Consider the following 14,884-nt stretch of genomic DNA (forward strand, 5'->3'; position numbering starts at 1 on the left):
GTATCCCCTGTTGACCGAGTGTTCCGGCTCACCTCCAGACCGCGCAGCAGCCCAGCTTGGGCGCCATCTACAGGTCGTCACAGTCAGTCTGTTTGTTCGTGCGAGCCACGTACTAACTATAGGCACAAGCTCTTATGCCGCGCAACGGCTAATTTCAACCGGCTTTGGTCACTCGAGGTTCAATCGCTGTGGGCCTTGGCCAAGCGCGCAGCTAGGCCGCCTTCTTGATCTCCGCGACCTGAACGCCCAGTCGGAACGCCTGACCGTCTGCGAACGAACGCGCGTAGCTCTCAGATGTAAAAGGGACCGTGGTGGTGGTGCCGTGACCGTCACGCGAACCGACCACTCTTTGTCCCTAATGATTTCAACGGCATGTTGCTCATGCGCAGCCATGCATTCCTCCCAGAATCTTCCGTTGAGGATGGGAGGATAGCGTCGTAAAACTGGTTTGCATGCAAATAATCCGACACCGCGACGTCGAAATGTCAAAACACGCACAGCTAGGCTTAAGTCGATGGCCTCGCCTTGAGCTGTTCAAGGTGTTCCTTGGCGAGGTTGAAAAGTGCGGTGGCAGTCTCTTCAGCCTCCGCCCGGAGGACATCGCGGGTGACAATGCTGGAGATCGTGTTCGCGCCAACTCCTGACATTTGCGTTGGGCGCAGCGACGGTCGCGTTCAAAGCCTTCCAGGTGCCGCCCGACCGGGCCACACCGACAGCCGTCACTCCTCCGGCATGCCCGCGATCCGCATGTGTTTGAGCCAGCGTTCGAGGCCTCCGGGGGCGGTGTATACCTTCTCCCATTGCTTGCGCAGTTTGTGGATGGATTCACCCGGCGAGTCTTTGAGGGAAACCGCAAGCGCTCCCTTTGCCTCCCGCTCGTTTCCCAGACAAGCGTGGATCTCCGCAAGCGTTCGGTATGCTCCGTTCGGGATTCTGGACATTTTCCGTATCCACGCCAGCGCAGCCCCGCAATCGTTCTTTGCGTAGAGCGCCCAGCCCATCTGCCAGTTGAACCATTCCGGGTAGAAAGGATCGATGCCCATAGCCTGCTTGATCCGATCGATCGCTTCGTCTGTGCGGCCAACCCAGACCAACGAATCCGTACTGCTCACGAGGATCATCGAGTTGCTGGGATTCAGGGCGATCGCCTGATCGAACCGCGCAAGGGCCTGCTGGACCTCGCCGGCGTCAGCATGCACGCGGGCGCGGGCCCATTGCGACTCGGGATCGTCCGGAGCGAGCAGGATGGCCTTGTCGGCGTATTCGGCGGCACGCCTCAACCCCTCGTCACGGTCCTGCTCGTGCCACCCGTAATCCGCGTCGATGCGATAGGAGTGGGCCAACCCGATATAGCCAAACTGCGAGTTCGGATTCGCTTCGATCGCCTTGAGGCTGTACTGCCGCAGTAACGCGGTCCCCGCGGCAGAGAAATCCTTGTCGATCTCGGCAAACCCCATCAGATAATAGTGGAGCGCGCTGACGCGGGCGGCATCGCTGTGTGGCCAGGGTCGCTCGATCCTGTGCCAGACCCGTTCGGCAATGGTGCGGATGATTTCCTCCTGAACGACGAAAAGATCGCCGATCTCGCGGTTGTAGGTGTTGGCCCAGAGATGCGATCCGTCATGCGCATTCAGCAGTTGGGTCGTCACTTTCAGCCGGTCTCCCATCTTCTGCTGGCTGCCCTCGAGCAGGTAGTCGACGCCGAGTTCATCGCCAATCTGCCTGGCGTCGGCCGGCTTGTCGCGGTACCTGAAGCTCGAGTTTCGGGCGATGACGGCATAAGTCTTGCTCCGCGCCAGCTCGGTGATGATCCCCTCGGCAACGGCATCGCTGAGATATCCCCTGTCCGCACCGGTACTGAAGTCCTCGAAAGGAAGTACCGCAATCCGCGGCATGTCATTCGAACGAACCGAAGCGTCTCGCCATATTTCGGCGCCGTAGTACGCGCCGATCGCTGCGACGAGAACGAACGCGGCAAGAATGAAGCCGGCTCGCGGGAATCGTGACGTGGCTCGTCCCGTGCGGGCGGCGGCGTTTGGGTCTGCCGTGTCCGATCGGGCGGCATTCAGCCGGTAGCCCCTCTTGGGGACGGTTTCCACGATCACGTGCGCATCGTCGCCCAACGCGCGGCGAATGTCGGCGATGCATTGTGTAAGGCTGTCCTCGGTAACGAAGGTATTGGGCCAGACCGCCCGCATCAGCGCATCCTTGGACACGATCTCGCCTGCTTGCGCCGCGAGAACGGAGAGCACTTCGGTAGACTGGCTGCGAAGATCGACCGCTTTGCCTTCAACGGTCCGGAGTTCTCTGCTTTTCGTCAAGAAGACAAAACCGCTGAAGGTGATCGTTTCAGCAGATTTCGGGTCAATTTCAGGAGTCTTTCGGGACATTTCACGCCCTTGACGCGCTTCGTCAGTCTAGCCAATTCGGCCGTCGCTTCCAAGCGATTCCAGCAGCACCGGATTGGAAAGGAGGACGACATGAAACGCACCAGGCTCATCATCTCTCTTGCCCTTCTTGTGACAGCGCAAGCGGCTGCAGCGGCGGATCCCGACATCGCGAGGCTCTGTGGCCCCGACCATGTCAACGAGGTTGCCTCAAGCGACGACGTCCGTCCCAACCCCCGCGGCTATTACGTCGCTAGCCTTAAGGAGCAGGTCTATGAAGGCGATCCTCGCATCTTCCTGACCACGAACGACGATTTCTATCTCTGCACTGGACCGGCCGCGACCCCCGACATGGGCTCGACGAAGGCGCTCTTGCTGATGAAGGAACGCGTCGCGAAGTACTTGTTCGTGCCAGTCATTCGGCGCGACACACGTCGGCCATCCTAAGCCGGCGAGAACCATCGTGGGGAAGACTCACCCGTAAACCGCGATCGGTCAGCGCACGCAGTCAGCCGGCTTTGTTACTGAGCGTCGCTCGGCCGATGGAGTGGGATCGAAGCTGAAGGAGCAGCGACTGCTGGCCTCCACTGTGGATTCATCACATATTAAGTGAGGCGACAAATGCGACGTTTACTCATTTTTCTTGCACTTCTCTCATCGCCTACATCTTCTCATGAATGGTACACAGACAAAAAAGATCCGGTGACCCACGGAGGGTGCTGCGGGGGAAAAGAGTGTCGGGCAATAGACTCGGCCTCAGTCTTGAGCCTTGGGAAGGGCGATTACGAATATCTTCCTGAACATTGGACGATCCCGCGCAATCGGGTGCAGGTTTCCGAGGACGAGAAGTACCATATTTGCATAACAGAATCAGATATGGGCGGGGCGCCTCACGACGGGGACCAATGGAAGAACTGGGTTTGTTTCTTCGCCCCGGAAATCACAATAAGTATGAGCGGGGAGTAATCTAACCGCTCTGGCATCATCCCTGCAGCAAACAATGCCACAGGCTCAAAGAACATGTCGAGGAAGAGCCATTTAGGTCCACTGCGGCTACGTTGGCCTAGGCCTGGCGCTGTGCCTCACGCGGCGGGTGCGCGGAGGCGAAACGGCTGCATGAACAGGCCGGACAGAAGACTGCACCCACCAATGCGCCAGAACAACGAGTTACCTCTTGCAATACGGGAGCCATGCTGGAAGTCGTGGTCGCGCCAGTTGCTGACCTTCATGGCGTTTCTCCAAAGCTGCCGTTCGCGCTACGACCTGATGCGACCACCCTTCTCTATCCTTCGTGGGGAGAAATTCTACGGCAAGCCTTGACCCTAAGTCGGACGTCCTTGCCGCGGCACGACAGATCGAAAGCCGTCATTCTGTTGGAGAAATGAGTCTCTTCTTGGCCTTCCAGAATTTGAGCGATTGGCTATCGCCTAAATCCTTGATGCGCTCTTCGACAATTTGATAGCCAAGACGCTCGTAGAATTTCTTGGACGGAAGTGAGACGCTTAGAATCGTCTCTCTGAGACCATTTTTTCGAGCCCGCTCCTCCAAGTCTTGCATCAACAGCTGCCCGAATCCAAATCGTTGTCTATCAGGATCGACAAAGACAGCCGTGATTTCCTGGCCGTCAAGACTTGCAGTCGCGATCAGTTGGCTACCCTGTTCCGCAACGAGTGTCACTCCTGTCTCAATGCGCTGCAAGACCTTTTCCTCAGAGTGGAATTGCTTCAAGAATGCGATCGCGCGTGGAGGGTAGACGCCGCTGTAGCTGGTCTCGATGGTCCTGAAAATCAGGCGACTTAGAGCTGGGAGGTCGTCGATTTCAGAAGAGCGAATATTTATCTTTGGGCTTTCGGTCATGACTGCATCCCAACCCGATCAAAGCATTATAGATGTCGACCCGCCTGTAGCGTGAATGTCGACTCTAAAGCGGCCCCGGAATGTCCGGAATCTGGCGCCAACTACTTGTTCAGTTGCCGGCATCGTGCGGCAAAAATTCCACCCCAGCCAATCCTTCGACCCTGATGACGGGCGTTCTGCGGCTCAGGTGTATTAACCAACGGGAAGCGCCAACTGCGGACGCTTGAAGCGAAGTGCGCAATGACCGCTCCGTTGGCTCAAAGAACGTTCCGCTCCGCCGGGTTTCGCTCTATCAACTCCGCCACAAGGCGTTGAAGCCGCCAGAGGTTGCGGTCGCGTATCCCCTTGGCTTCGAGGTGAGAAACCGTGTTGAGCAAGTACTCGGCCCCGGTGCCCCAATGACCGCAGGCCCGGGCCAGGACATCGGCAACTGCTTCAAGTGACTGACGACTGGCATAAAGAGGCGAGGCGCGGTTCATAACAAAGGTCAACGCCGGCGTGGCTCCCGAGGCGGTCTCGACCGTGATCCAGCGGGGCATGCTATTGGCCGGCTTGTAGGTGAACTCGCGTCGAAACAATTTGCCGAATTGGCGTTCGAGGTTGTCCTCTGGTAGGTCGTACAGGACGCCTCGGCATTGCCCTCCACGATCGAGGGCCATCATAAGGCCGGGCTGCTCTGGCGTGCCCCGAAAACGGGTCATGCGGAAGCAAAAAGCACGATGCCAACCCCGAGCAGCGCCTAGTTGCTCACCGATGTGCTCGATCTCCGGCTTCCAGATCAACGAGCCGTAAGCGAATAGGCGGGTCGGTGCCGTCGGGGCCGGATGAGCTCGGATCATTTGCTCGACCCAGCGGTCGTAGTCAGCATCGGTGTGTAGCTCGGCACCTGCCGTCAAACCCTGGTCTTGAACGACCTTGTGGACCCGCGCGACATGGTCCGCAGTCAAGGTCAGCTTTCTCATTTGGCTTGGCATCCCGTGCTCCATCGGATCAGGATCGCGTATCCTTGGCAGATGCTATCGGCGTTGCAAGATACGAACCGACGCACGGCTTGAATGCGCCACAAGCGGACCTTCGTGCGATCCGACTTCTTTGGCGGCAGGCGCTTTCGGGGTGGCCCGAAATTTGGTCGTGCCGTAAGGCGGCACAGATGCTATCTTAACAGAAGCTAATATTTGGGTCGAGGGGACGACCATGCAAATCGTGATGATGGGATCAGGGGGAGTCGGCGGGTATCTCGGTGCACGACTTGCCCATGCCGGTGAAAACGTCGCGTTCATCGCACGTGGTGCCCACCTCGAAGCAATGCGTCGGCAGGGTTTGCGGTTGGAGAGCCCGCTCGGCAATGTCACGCTACGCAAAGTGATGGCGACCGAAACACCCGCGGACGTTGGCTTTGTCGATATCGTCGTATTCGCCGTCAAACTTTACGACGCCGAGAAAGCGGCGGCTGCGATTGTCCCGTTGGTTGGGCCAGAGACGAGGGTTCTGACGCTTCAGAACGGCATAGACAGCATCGATGCGCTTGCTCGATTTGTGCCTCGTTCGCAAGTTGTCGGGGGTGCTACCTACGTTTCAGCTTATCTCCAAGGGCCGGGTCTTGTCGTCCATCGCGGCGGCGTCCCCCTGTTTACAGTCGGCGGACGCGGTGATGCTATGATGGAGGTGCTAAGAGGCGCATGTCGTCGCGCCGTCGGCGTCGAACTGCAGACGATTGATGACGTCGATCAGGTGCTCTGGACCAAGTTCGTCACGCTTTGCGCCTTTTCGGGCGCGACCAGCCTGATGCGCGCCGGTATTGGTCCGATCTTGGCCGATCATGAATCGCGTATCTTCATAGAGCAGTTGCGGGACGAAGGAATGGCGGTAGCGTCGGCAGCAGATCACCCTATGGCAGACGGATACGCTGAGCACGCAATGTCGCTATGGCGAACCTTCCCGCCCGAGACCCAAGCCTCGATGGCCATCGATTTCTCCCGAGGCAAGCCGACCGAACTCGCATGGCTTTCGGGGCGCCTACGGACGCTCGGCAATGAGCTTGGCGTGCCGACACCGGCACATACGGCCGTGTATCGCGCGCTGCATTTGTACGCCGAAGGGTCCGAACTATCACGGCAACCTCGGCTTGACGCTTTGGAGGGGAAGAAATGAAAACGGATCAAAATGTAGGTGGAAGTGCGCCTTCGCTCGATACCGACGACACCCAAGCATTGTTTAATAAGCAGTTGGCAGCTTACCGGAAGATCGTCGGCGAAAACCTCATGTTTCATCGGGAGGTTTATGGCCTCCTTCGCAATGTGCTCTCCCAACAAATGCTGAAACCCTTCAGGTTTCTCGACATCGCTTGTGGGGACGCAGCTGCGTCAGCGGCGGCGCTCAAAGGAACCTCTGTCGAGCACTACTACGGCATCGACCTTTCTGCACAATCGTTGGAACTCGCCAGCGAAGCACTGAAGGTTTTGGCGTGTCCTATCGAGCTACGATGTTGCGATTTCGTTGAAGCAATGTCCGAATGGACCGTGCCCGTCGACGTCGTATGGATTGGAATGTCGCTCCATCATCTACAGCCTGAAGGGAAGGCTCGGCTGATGAGAGATGTGCACGATGCACTGAACCGAAGTGGCATATTCCTGATCTGGGAGCCTACACTGCTTGAGGGAGAAAACCGAGCTGAATGGCTCGATCGATTTTCAGCGTGTCGGGTTGCGTTTGCAGCTGTGACAGATGACGAATTCGCCGCGATGGAGAGCCACATGCGCCTAGCTGATTTCCCTGAGCCGGCCGACGCTTGGACGGCGATGGGCTATCAAGCTGGATTTGCCAACGCGGAGCAACTATTCATGATGCCAAACCGTCTCGGGAGAGTTTTCAAATATTGGAACTAGTCTGTCGGGTGGCCGTGGGTCGACGTTGGAGACCATCCAGGCACATACATCAGGTCGATCGGCCCGTCGCCGGTCACCTGATAAGCGATGTTGATTCCGGCCGATTTGACGTAGCGCGTCGGCGGCCTGATGGGCTGACCTGAGAAATCCGGACGTTCCCGGCTTGGGATCCCGTCTGTGCTCTGGCTGTTGGAAAAGCCGCGTCCGATGTGCGGCGCGCCCGAAGGTCTTCATACAGCTTCCGGGTTTCAGACTCGGGTCGCAAGTCGAGCTGCCGCCGCAAGGCATCGCGGCAGCTCTCATATTGTTTCAGAGCTAGGTTGACGCGGCCCTGGGCTACATAGGCCCGCATCAAGGTGCGATGGATGTCCTCCCGTAGTGGCTCCATGGCGAGCAGGCGCGTTGCCACGCGGACGCATGAGGCAGCATCGCTCGTTGCGCAGTAGTGCGCGAGGAGCCTGTCCAGCGCCGCGACAGCCATCGCCCTCAGGCGCTCGCGCTCGCGCTTTTCACGAATTCATCACGCTTGTTCCAGCGCATTTTTCACGGTCGGTGGAGGAGATTATCGCGACGAGGCAGCCTTGCCTTAGGAGGACGCTATGCTACACCCGAACGAGTGGCCTTTCTGGCATGATGATCCCGGGCAGAACCGGCGGCTGGGCTGCGAGGTTGCGCCTCTGCGCCATGATATTGCGCTCGCGCGCTATCTCGAGAAGCAGCGGGCCGGCCGAGCATCAGCGGCCCGAAGATTCGATCTGCGGACCACCACAATCCGCGCATTTGTGCTGATAGCAGGTGCTGGGAGGGATTTTCTCAGGCGCCTGGTTGCTCCCATGGGAGAGACCGCAAGGCGTTTTCGATCCAGCCTTCAATAGCCACGATGCCTCAGCCTCCTTGTCCCAGGTCTATTAACCACTGCCGCGGGTGTGGTTTAAAGCGCGTTGACAGCCCCGTCCGTCATCAGGTGTCAAGCTCACTTCTGATTGCATACTTGCTAAATTAGCTTAACCTTATGTGCCCACACTGAGGCAAGCGTTGCAAGGGTGATTGGAGATGGAAACCCTCTCGTCTTCTGTTTTGACTGCGTGGCTGTTTGGAATACTGGTGATCGCTGACCAGCCTATTCATGACGGCTCTTTCGGAGTCAACGAGAAGCGCTTTCTTGACGAGTCGATGGTAGTCGACGTTGCAATTGTCCTTGCAGCCGATGTGTCCGGCTCAATCAGTCAAAGCGAGGCAAATTTGCAACGTGAGAGCTACGCAGCTGCTTTGGAATCGACCGCCGTGCTCAAGATGATCAAAAGCGGTAGACATGGCAAGATAGTTGTCACCTTCGTCGAATGGTCGAGCTTCGGCTCCTTAGAAACTCGGCTGGACTGGGCCATTCTCTCTGACGCAAATGATGCGGGCATCATCGCGGCAACAATCCGGAAAAAGTCGGACAGGCAAGGCCCTGGTCCGCATGGCGCGAAAACATCCATCTCATACGCGATCGATGCATCGGTTAAGGCCTTGCAAAATCTGCCTGTCCCAGCGTCGCGCTTGGTCATCGATATCTCTGGCGACGGGGCAAACAATGACGGATCTTCACTTGAGGACAGTCGCCAGAGAGCAATTCACAAAGATATCGTCATCAACGGTCTGCCAATCGGCGCTGAAGTAGAAAATGGTGAGACGACCGCGGAATATTATGAGCGGCATGTGATTGGGGGGCCAGGCTCGTTCGTTATTCCAGCCGACGGTCTCGCCGAATTCCAGTGGGCCATACTAAACAAGCTGTTTCGAGAAGTCGGGTCCATTCCTGTATTAACGAGCGGGGCTGTCCTGTGATCGCAGTCATCTCGGAAGTGTGGCCTCACCCAGATCGGTGCAGCGACTACGACACATTTGCCAAGGAGCTTCGCCCGCTGCTTGAGGCTATCGACGGTTTCATCTCGGCGGAGCGGTTCGAAAGGTGCAGTGAGCCCGGAAAGTTTCTCTCCTTCTCGCTGTGGCGCGACGAAGCTGCGCTGTCACGCTGGCGCACTCTGGCAGAGCATCGCGTGTAAAGGGCCGTGACGGCATACTCCGCGACGATGCATACGGGCCACCGCACCGGTGTATCCTGCGTTGTGGTAGCCAGGCATGCCGCCAAGCAACACCCTGCCACGCATAGCGCGACAATCCATGCCGTGAGTAGGATTTCCCCAATTTGCTCATCATCAAGATCCCTGCCGATCTCGATCCTTACCTTCCGAACGTTACTGAGTAGCTGATTGGACGTGTCAATTTGGTCCAATGTCCGGCGGCTGCTCGTCTGCTTCAGGCGGATAGTGTTGAAAAAAGTCTGGCTTGGAGTCGTTCTGAAGCACTGATTCAGTCTCCTTGGGAAAAGGAGATTGAGTCGATGATGGGCGAGCGGACCGTGATGCAGAAAGCGCTGTTCTACGAGTTCAGCATCGAACGTCACGTGCCATCAGACCATCTGCTTCGCTCGATTACCCGGTTCGTCCATCCGGCCGGCTGTCGGCGGATTCGTGACAGAGATGCCGGAACCGACACGGATGCGGATGCCGCCTTCGACTTCCACGCGATCAGCGCTCCGCGCCCTGTCGGGCGGAACGCGAACATTCGCACTGCCCCTTAGCGGACACCCTGGGAGCACGGGGGCAGGTCGAGCGGGGTGATATCGTCGTCGGCCAACAGGTGCATCCCCTTTGACCGAGCTTGGCCGATTGCTTTGCGGAAGGATATGGCGGGCCATGGTGCGCTCGGAGATTTTGCCGACGTTCTTTCTCGCGCGGCGCTCCGTGCAGCAGCAGCATGAACGGGTCGGCATCGGCACCCAACTCGGCGACGATGAGGGGAACGCGTTGAACCATCAGGCCGGCAATGAAAGGGCGCGAGCCGATCGAGCTTGGCCACCAGCGCCGGATACTTCTCCCCGCGAGCGCTGCGGCTAGCTGCGGCAGTCGGTATAGCGTGTGGCTCATTTGCCGGTTTCGACCTCAGTCAACTCGCCAGCGAGCCTTATACCCTCAGTCTTGGCATCTTACGCTTGAGCGATGGACATGATCCCGCCGGGAAGCATCTCTTTTCGACCCGACCTTCGACCCTGAACGGGGATGGTGATACACGCCCGTCCTTCTGGTATAGTGGCACCATCACCCAGCGGAGACGTTGCCATGTCTAAGCACTTCGTTCATGGGGCAGTGGTCGCATTGGGGCTGTTCGTCACCAGCGCAAGCGCCGAAACCCTCAAGCTTCCTGACAATCTGGCCGGCTTTAGTTCTGATATTGGCGAAAACTACTTCGTCGAAAGCGATGCACGGGAGGCCTATTTCCCTCTCGCAAGCAACTTTCTGACGCAGAAGACACAGTCCTATTGCGGTGTCGCCAGCATCGTCATGGTGCTGAACGCGCTCAATGTACCGGCGCCTTCGGTTCCGGAGTACGAGCCATATCGCACTTTCACGCAGGACAATGTCCTCGATGAACGAACGGACGCCATTCTCGCCCGAGATGTTTTGGCGAAGAAAGGTATGACCCTCGATCAGATCGGGGGAATTCTTGCGACGCGGCCGGTCAAGGCAGAAGTCCACCATGCCGCCGACAGCTCAGTCGACGAGTTCCGCAAGCTGGCGAGTTCTTATCTCGGCCAGCCGAACCATTTCGTAATCGTCAACTACCTCCGCAAGGCAATCGGACAGGAGAAAGGCGGCCATATCTCGCCGCTGGCAGCCTATGACGGGAAAGCAGACCGCTTTCTCATCCTGGATGTCGCACGGTACAAATACCCCCCTGTGTGGGTGAAGGCATCTGAGCTTTTCGATGCGATGAACACCCAGGACTCCGACAACGAGAACAAGACCCGCGGCTTCGTCCTAGTATCGGCGGCTTCTGTTCAATAGCGATGGCCGAGGTTCGCTTCAACCTAGGTGAAACATGCTCTAGTAACGGTGATTGCCCCCGTGCAGCAAAAGTCAGCATCGGTCAATTCTTCCGGCTTTCGAACAGGAAGGGAGCGCCAGTTCCTGACATTAGCATTAAGCACACCAGGCACGCGATCCGACCCGAACGCCGAGATTCTGCAAGCCTCGCTCGGCGCTATAGGGCATTATTCTGGCAGTCCCGCTCTTCGAAGACCTTCGATATACCTAAGGCGATCGTCCAATCGGCGAAATGGCGGCAGCACGTCAGCGAAATTCGAAAGCCGTAATGTCGGATCAAATTCGCACAGGCGAGCGACCAAAGTTGGCGCTGCGACCGCACGGCAATTGGCTCACCCAACCTCAGCGTCCAGCTCCAAAGTGTGGAGAAGTGTTCTGGCGGCCCGTAGATCGGCTGTGTCGAAGTCGTCAATAAACCAAGATTGGACCGGCGAGAGGACTTCGAGGGCCTGAGCCCTATGTCCTCGCTCGGCGTGTAGCCGTGCAAGGCTTGTGGCGGCGCGGAGCTCCCACGACTTCGCCTTTTGAGCCCGCGCGATCTCAACCGCTCTGCAGAACTCGATCTCTGCTTCCTTGACTGCGCCCCTTTGCCAGAGCAAGTCGCCGCGGAGGCGGTGAAGCTCCACCTCGTACGCTTTCTCGCCGTACTGGTCGACGGCCCGAAGTGCCTTCGAGAGTACGTCCATCGCCTCCCCGACTTTACCCGCCGACGCAAGCGCCCAGGCGAGGTGGCCGAGATGAGCCGTCCAAAGGATCCGAAAGTTAATCTTGTCCATGCCGGACATCCCGGCTCGCATCAGGTCGAGTCCGTTGTGGTGTTCTCCATGGCGCACTTGCGCCAGGCCGCAGTAGAACTGTCCCCATGAGATGTATGATCTAAGGTCGTGCTCCATGCAGAACTCGAGGGCCTCATCGGCGTCGGCGCCGCCCGGCCGCGGCCCCTCCTGGAAGAAGCCCCAAAGCACAGAGCCAAAGCTGAGGGAGAACCCGGTTGTCATTCCATGGTTGATCGCTCTCGCCCATTCCAGCGAGCGGACCGCTGCTTCAGTTGCCCGGTCGGGATGGCCAAGCGACCACAGCACCAAAGCCAGGACCGAGAGGGCCCAGACGGCATGGTCCTGTGAGTAGCGAAGGTCCGTGACGTTGCCTGATCCTGGCGCATAGAGCCTGACTGCTCGCTCGAGATGCGGCACGGCCTCCTCCAAGGATCCTGTCAACCAAAGCGCGATTCCGTTCATGCGGCTTGCGAAGGCAGCAGCTTCGGGGTCGTCATCGCTTTGCGCCAGCGCGAGCGATTGCCTGGCAATCTCCAGCGCGGACACCCAGTCGCCACGGACCGCGGGCACGGTCCAAGCGCCATACAGCACTGCCATTTGTTGCGTTACGGGGACGGTCTCGTCGAGGAGCGCACGTGCGCGGTTGTAGACCTTCAAAGTCTCGTCAGCCGCGTGTCCTTTCAAAGCCCTCGTCGTCGAGCCGAGCGCCATTTGTAGTGGCAATTCGCGACGGTTGCGCTCTTTACTTTCCGGCAAGGTAACGAGCTGGCGGATCGCTCGCTCGAGATGCGCGGCCGCTTCTGCATTTGCAGAGCGCTCAAGGGCACGCTCGCCACCCTTGCGCCAGTAATCTATCGCAGCGTCGTCAAGGCCTGCCTCTGCGAAGTGGTGGGCAAGAAGTTCGGGCTGTGAAGTTACGATTTCAGGGAAGCCCGCCTCGAGCATATGGCCGATTCTGGCGTGCAGATCCCGCCGCCGGGCGCGCAGGAGCGTGTTGTAGGCGGCGTCCTGCACAAGGGCATGCTTGAAGATGTAGCTGGCGTTCGGAGGCGTCCCGCGACGAAATACGAGGCCTGCCTCGGTGAGCTGGTCGAGTGCACCGGTCAGTTGAGCATCTGTACGGCGCGCAACGGCGGCAAGCAGTTCATAGGAAAACTCGCGGCCGATCGCGGCGCCAATCTGCGCGATCTCCTTCACCGGAGCGAGGCGGTCGAGCCGGGCCATGAGTGAAGCCTGCAGGCTGGCGGGAATCGCCAACGCCGGGAGCGGCTGATCGAGAACGAACTGTTCCTCCTTCTCTCGAAGCATCCCGCTCTCGACAAGCATGAAGGTCAGTTCCTCAGCGAACAGCGGTACTCCGTCGGTACGGTGAACGATGTGCCCCAGAATCTCAGGAGGCAATGGCTTGCCGCGTGTGACCCCTGCGATGAGCGCGCTCGTGTGGTGGGGCAGCAGCCTCGAGAGGGAGATCGCTGAAACGGCAGGCTGGCCAATCCACGAGGGCTGAAACTCAGGCCGAAATGTCACGACGAGCAGGGCAGGAAGGCGAGCGATTTGCGACACCGCGCGATCGAGCACCTCAAGCGATGTCGCATCCGTCCAATGCGCATCCTCGAAGAGGACGAGCAGCGGTCGATCTCTTGTCAGCGCCTCGAACAGCCGAGGCCATAGCGAGAGCATCATCTCGCGCTTGCGCGGCGGATCGGCCGTGACCGGCGCGATGCTCTCATCGGCTATGCCGAGGAGGTCGGCCAGGAGGGAGAGCGTGTCAGGCGGTGCCGCGGGAAGGGCGCCGACCGAATTCTTCAGCTTATCGAGCCTGGCCGCCGGACGGTCATCCCGCGCAAAGTCTGCCCAACGCTCCAACTGGGCGATGAAGGGATACAGCATGCTATCGCGGTGATGCGGTGAACAGAAGTAGCGCAAGGTCGTAAGCGGATCGTCGCCGACGTTATCCTGTATTGCAGCGATGAGGCGGGACTTGCCAATACCCGCTTCGCCGGAGACAAGCACGACCTGTCCTTCGCCGGCCTTGGCACGCTCCCAGCGGCGCCGCAATAGGCCAAGTTCCTCGTCGCGCCCTATCATTGGAGTGAGCCGCGTCGCATGCAGTGCCTCGAAGCGACTGTCGATCGTGCTCAGCCCAGCCACTTCCCACGCCCGTACAGGGGTCGGAAGGCCCTTGACCTCAACAGCACCGAGATCACGACACTCGAAAAGCTCGCCAACGAGCCTTCGCGTCGTATCGTCGCTCAGGACGCTTCCGGGCCTGGCCATTGCCTGGAGGCGGGCGGACAGGTTGGGCGTCTCACCCACCACCCCTCGCTCCTGTGCGCTGCCGTGGCCGATCAGATCGCCTACGACTACTATACCGGTTGCTATACCGACTCGCGCTGAGAGCCTAGTCTCTCGCCATTCAAGACGGCCGATCCGCTCCACGAGGGCGAGACCGGCCCGCAGTGCCCGTTCGGCATCTTCCTCGTGCGCGTGCGGATAGCCGAAATATACAAGAACGCCGTCCCCCATGTACTTGGCGATGAAACCGCCGAGTTTGTTGACTTCCTTAGTCACGGCGGCCTGGTAGTCGCCAATCACCTGGCGGAGATCCTCCGGATCGAGCTCCGCCGAAAGCGTTGTTGATCCGACCAGATCGCAAAACATGACTGTCAATTGGCGACGCTCAGCCACGTCGCCATTACCCCGGTCGGGATTCTCCGACTGGGTGTAGTTGCCGCTCGAGACAGGTCTGTCCGCGAGCGTGGCCATCGCCGCAAGCAGCTTGCGACGATGGCCGACGAGGCTGACGCCGAGCTCCTTTAGATCTTCGGCAGTCAATTCGCGCAAGGTTTCAGCGTCGACCGCGTTGTCTTCAAAGGCTGCAGCGTATTGAGCAAGTCCCAAGCTGCGCAGCCAGCTGCCAACATCCATGGGTCTCCCCCCATCGGAATTCGTCACGGCAAGTTGTTTCAGTCTACCTCAATATGCTGCAGAGCGAGCACAAAAACTCCAGGATACTGCGATTCCTTCGGTCATTTCTCGAGCGCTTGGCA

General features: G+C 58.9%; 14 protein-coding genes. 8 read left to right on the forward strand and 6 right to left on the reverse strand.

Features of this window, described 5'->3' with window-relative positions:
• Positions 1-719 precede the first annotated feature (719 nt).
• Complete coding sequence (locus NKJ73_RS31085) at positions 720-2,252, reverse strand: winged helix-turn-helix domain-containing tetratricopeptide repeat protein (protein ID WP_352572208.1); 1,533 nt, start codon at positions 2,250-2,252, stop codon at positions 720-722.
• On the opposite strand from NKJ73_RS31085, the gene NKJ73_RS31090 reads away from it, so the two are divergent.
• Complete coding sequence (locus NKJ73_RS31090) at positions 2,229-2,834, forward strand: hypothetical protein (RefSeq protein ID WP_352572212.1); 606 nt, start codon at positions 2,229-2,231, stop codon at positions 2,832-2,834. The genes NKJ73_RS31085 and NKJ73_RS31090 overlap by 24 nt on opposite strands.
• Positions 2,835-3,469: 635 nt before the next feature.
• Here the strand turns inward: NKJ73_RS31090 and NKJ73_RS31095 are convergent.
• From NKJ73_RS31095 to NKJ73_RS31105, 3 genes are all read right to left on the reverse strand, one after another.
• Positions 3,470-3,616, reverse strand: coding sequence for a hypothetical protein (locus NKJ73_RS31095; protein WP_352572185.1), 147 nt, complete (start codon positions 3,614-3,616; stop codon positions 3,470-3,472).
• 136 nt (positions 3,617-3,752) lie between these two features.
• Positions 3,753-4,244, reverse strand: a complete 492-nt coding sequence (locus NKJ73_RS31100) for a GNAT family N-acetyltransferase (protein WP_352572186.1) — start codon at positions 4,242-4,244, stop codon at positions 3,753-3,755.
• 257 nt (positions 4,245-4,501) lie between these two features.
• Positions 4,502-5,206, reverse strand: coding sequence for a gamma-glutamylcyclotransferase (locus NKJ73_RS31105; RefSeq protein WP_352572187.1), 705 nt, complete (start codon positions 5,204-5,206; stop codon positions 4,502-4,504).
• A gap of 232 nt (positions 5,207-5,438) precedes the next feature.
• Here NKJ73_RS31105 and NKJ73_RS31110 point away from each other — a divergent pair, with 232 nt between their 5' ends.
• Both NKJ73_RS31110 and NKJ73_RS31115 read left to right on the forward strand, forming a co-directional pair.
• On the forward strand, positions 5,439-6,395 hold the full coding sequence (locus NKJ73_RS31110) for a ketopantoate reductase family protein (protein ID WP_352572188.1): 957 nt from the start codon (positions 5,439-5,441) through the stop codon (positions 6,393-6,395).
• Positions 6,392-7,129, forward strand: coding sequence for a class I SAM-dependent methyltransferase (locus NKJ73_RS31115; RefSeq protein WP_352572189.1), 738 nt, complete (start codon positions 6,392-6,394; stop codon positions 7,127-7,129). Before NKJ73_RS31110 ends, NKJ73_RS31115 begins: the two co-directional genes overlap by 4 nt.
• Before the next feature lie 73 nt (positions 7,130-7,202).
• Here NKJ73_RS31115 and NKJ73_RS31120 read toward each other — a convergent pair whose 3' ends face one another.
• Complete coding sequence (locus tag NKJ73_RS31120; RefSeq protein WP_352572190.1) at positions 7,203-7,610, reverse strand: AfsR/SARP family transcriptional regulator; 408 nt, start codon at positions 7,608-7,610, stop codon at positions 7,203-7,205.
• A gap of 572 nt (positions 7,611-8,182) precedes the next feature.
• On the opposite strand from NKJ73_RS31120, the gene NKJ73_RS31125 reads away from it, so the two are divergent.
• The 5 genes from NKJ73_RS31125 (at position 8,183) to NKJ73_RS31145 (ending at position 11,019) form a co-directional block, all read left to right on the forward strand.
• Positions 8,183-8,959 (forward strand): DUF1194 domain-containing protein, encoded by a 777-nt coding sequence (locus tag NKJ73_RS31125; RefSeq protein ID WP_352572191.1) that lies wholly within the window; start codon positions 8,183-8,185, stop codon positions 8,957-8,959.
• Complete coding sequence (locus NKJ73_RS31130) at positions 8,956-9,177, forward strand: antibiotic biosynthesis monooxygenase family protein (RefSeq protein ID WP_352572192.1); 222 nt, start codon at positions 8,956-8,958, stop codon at positions 9,175-9,177. Before NKJ73_RS31125 ends, NKJ73_RS31130 begins: the two co-directional genes overlap by 4 nt.
• 338 nt (positions 9,178-9,515) lie before the next feature.
• Entirely contained in the window at positions 9,516-9,755 is a 240-nt protein-coding gene (locus NKJ73_RS31135; protein ID WP_352572213.1) for a hypothetical protein, read from the forward strand.
• A gap of 115 nt (positions 9,756-9,870) precedes the next feature.
• Positions 9,871-10,071, forward strand: a complete 201-nt coding sequence (locus tag NKJ73_RS31140) for a hypothetical protein (RefSeq protein WP_352572193.1) — start codon at positions 9,871-9,873, stop codon at positions 10,069-10,071.
• Positions 10,072-10,293: 222 nt separating this feature from the next.
• Positions 10,294-11,019 carry a phytochelatin synthase family protein gene (locus tag NKJ73_RS31145; protein ID WP_352572194.1) on the forward strand — a complete coding sequence of 242 codons (726 nt, stop codon included), beginning with the start codon at positions 10,294-10,296 and terminating at the stop codon, positions 11,017-11,019.
• 371 nt (positions 11,020-11,390) lie between these two features.
• Here NKJ73_RS31145 and NKJ73_RS31150 read toward each other — a convergent pair whose 3' ends face one another.
• Positions 11,391-14,762, reverse strand: coding sequence for an ATP-binding protein (locus tag NKJ73_RS31150; RefSeq protein WP_352572195.1), 3,372 nt, complete (start codon positions 14,760-14,762; stop codon positions 11,391-11,393).
• Positions 14,763-14,884 lie beyond the last annotated feature (122 nt).

Origin of the sequence: Mesorhizobium sp. M0074 (genome assembly GCF_040322975.1) — a bacterium.
In the GTDB taxonomy this organism is placed as follows: Bacteria; Pseudomonadota; Alphaproteobacteria; order Rhizobiales; family Rhizobiaceae; genus Mesorhizobium.

Coding starts and splice junctions, on each gene's coding strand:
- NKJ73_RS31115 (WP_352572189.1), top strand. CDS start 6,392: ATGAAAACGGATCAAAATGTAGGTGGAAGTGCGCCTTCGCTCGATACC.
- NKJ73_RS31145 (WP_352572194.1), top strand. CDS start 10,294: ATGTCTAAGCACTTCGTTCATGGGGCAGTGGTCGCATTGGGGCTGTTC.
- NKJ73_RS31120 (WP_352572190.1), bottom strand. CDS start 7,610: ATGGCTGTCGCGGCGCTGGACAGGCTCCTCGCGCACTACTGCGCAACG.
- NKJ73_RS31150 (WP_352572195.1), bottom strand. CDS start 14,762: ATGGATGTTGGCAGCTGGCTGCGCAGCTTGGGACTTGCTCAATACGCT.
- NKJ73_RS31095 (WP_352572185.1), bottom strand. CDS start 3,616: ATGAAGGTCAGCAACTGGCGCGACCACGACTTCCAGCATGGCTCCCGT.
- NKJ73_RS31125 (WP_352572191.1), top strand. CDS start 8,183: ATGGAAACCCTCTCGTCTTCTGTTTTGACTGCGTGGCTGTTTGGAATA.
- NKJ73_RS31110 (WP_352572188.1), top strand. CDS start 5,439: ATGCAAATCGTGATGATGGGATCAGGGGGAGTCGGCGGGTATCTCGGT.
- NKJ73_RS31105 (WP_352572187.1), bottom strand. CDS start 5,206: ATGAGAAAGCTGACCTTGACTGCGGACCATGTCGCGCGGGTCCACAAG.
- NKJ73_RS31100 (WP_352572186.1), bottom strand. CDS start 4,244: ATGACCGAAAGCCCAAAGATAAATATTCGCTCTTCTGAAATCGACGAC.
- NKJ73_RS31140 (WP_352572193.1), top strand. CDS start 9,871: ATGGTGCGCTCGGAGATTTTGCCGACGTTCTTTCTCGCGCGGCGCTCC.
- NKJ73_RS31135 (WP_352572213.1), top strand. CDS start 9,516: ATGATGGGCGAGCGGACCGTGATGCAGAAAGCGCTGTTCTACGAGTTC.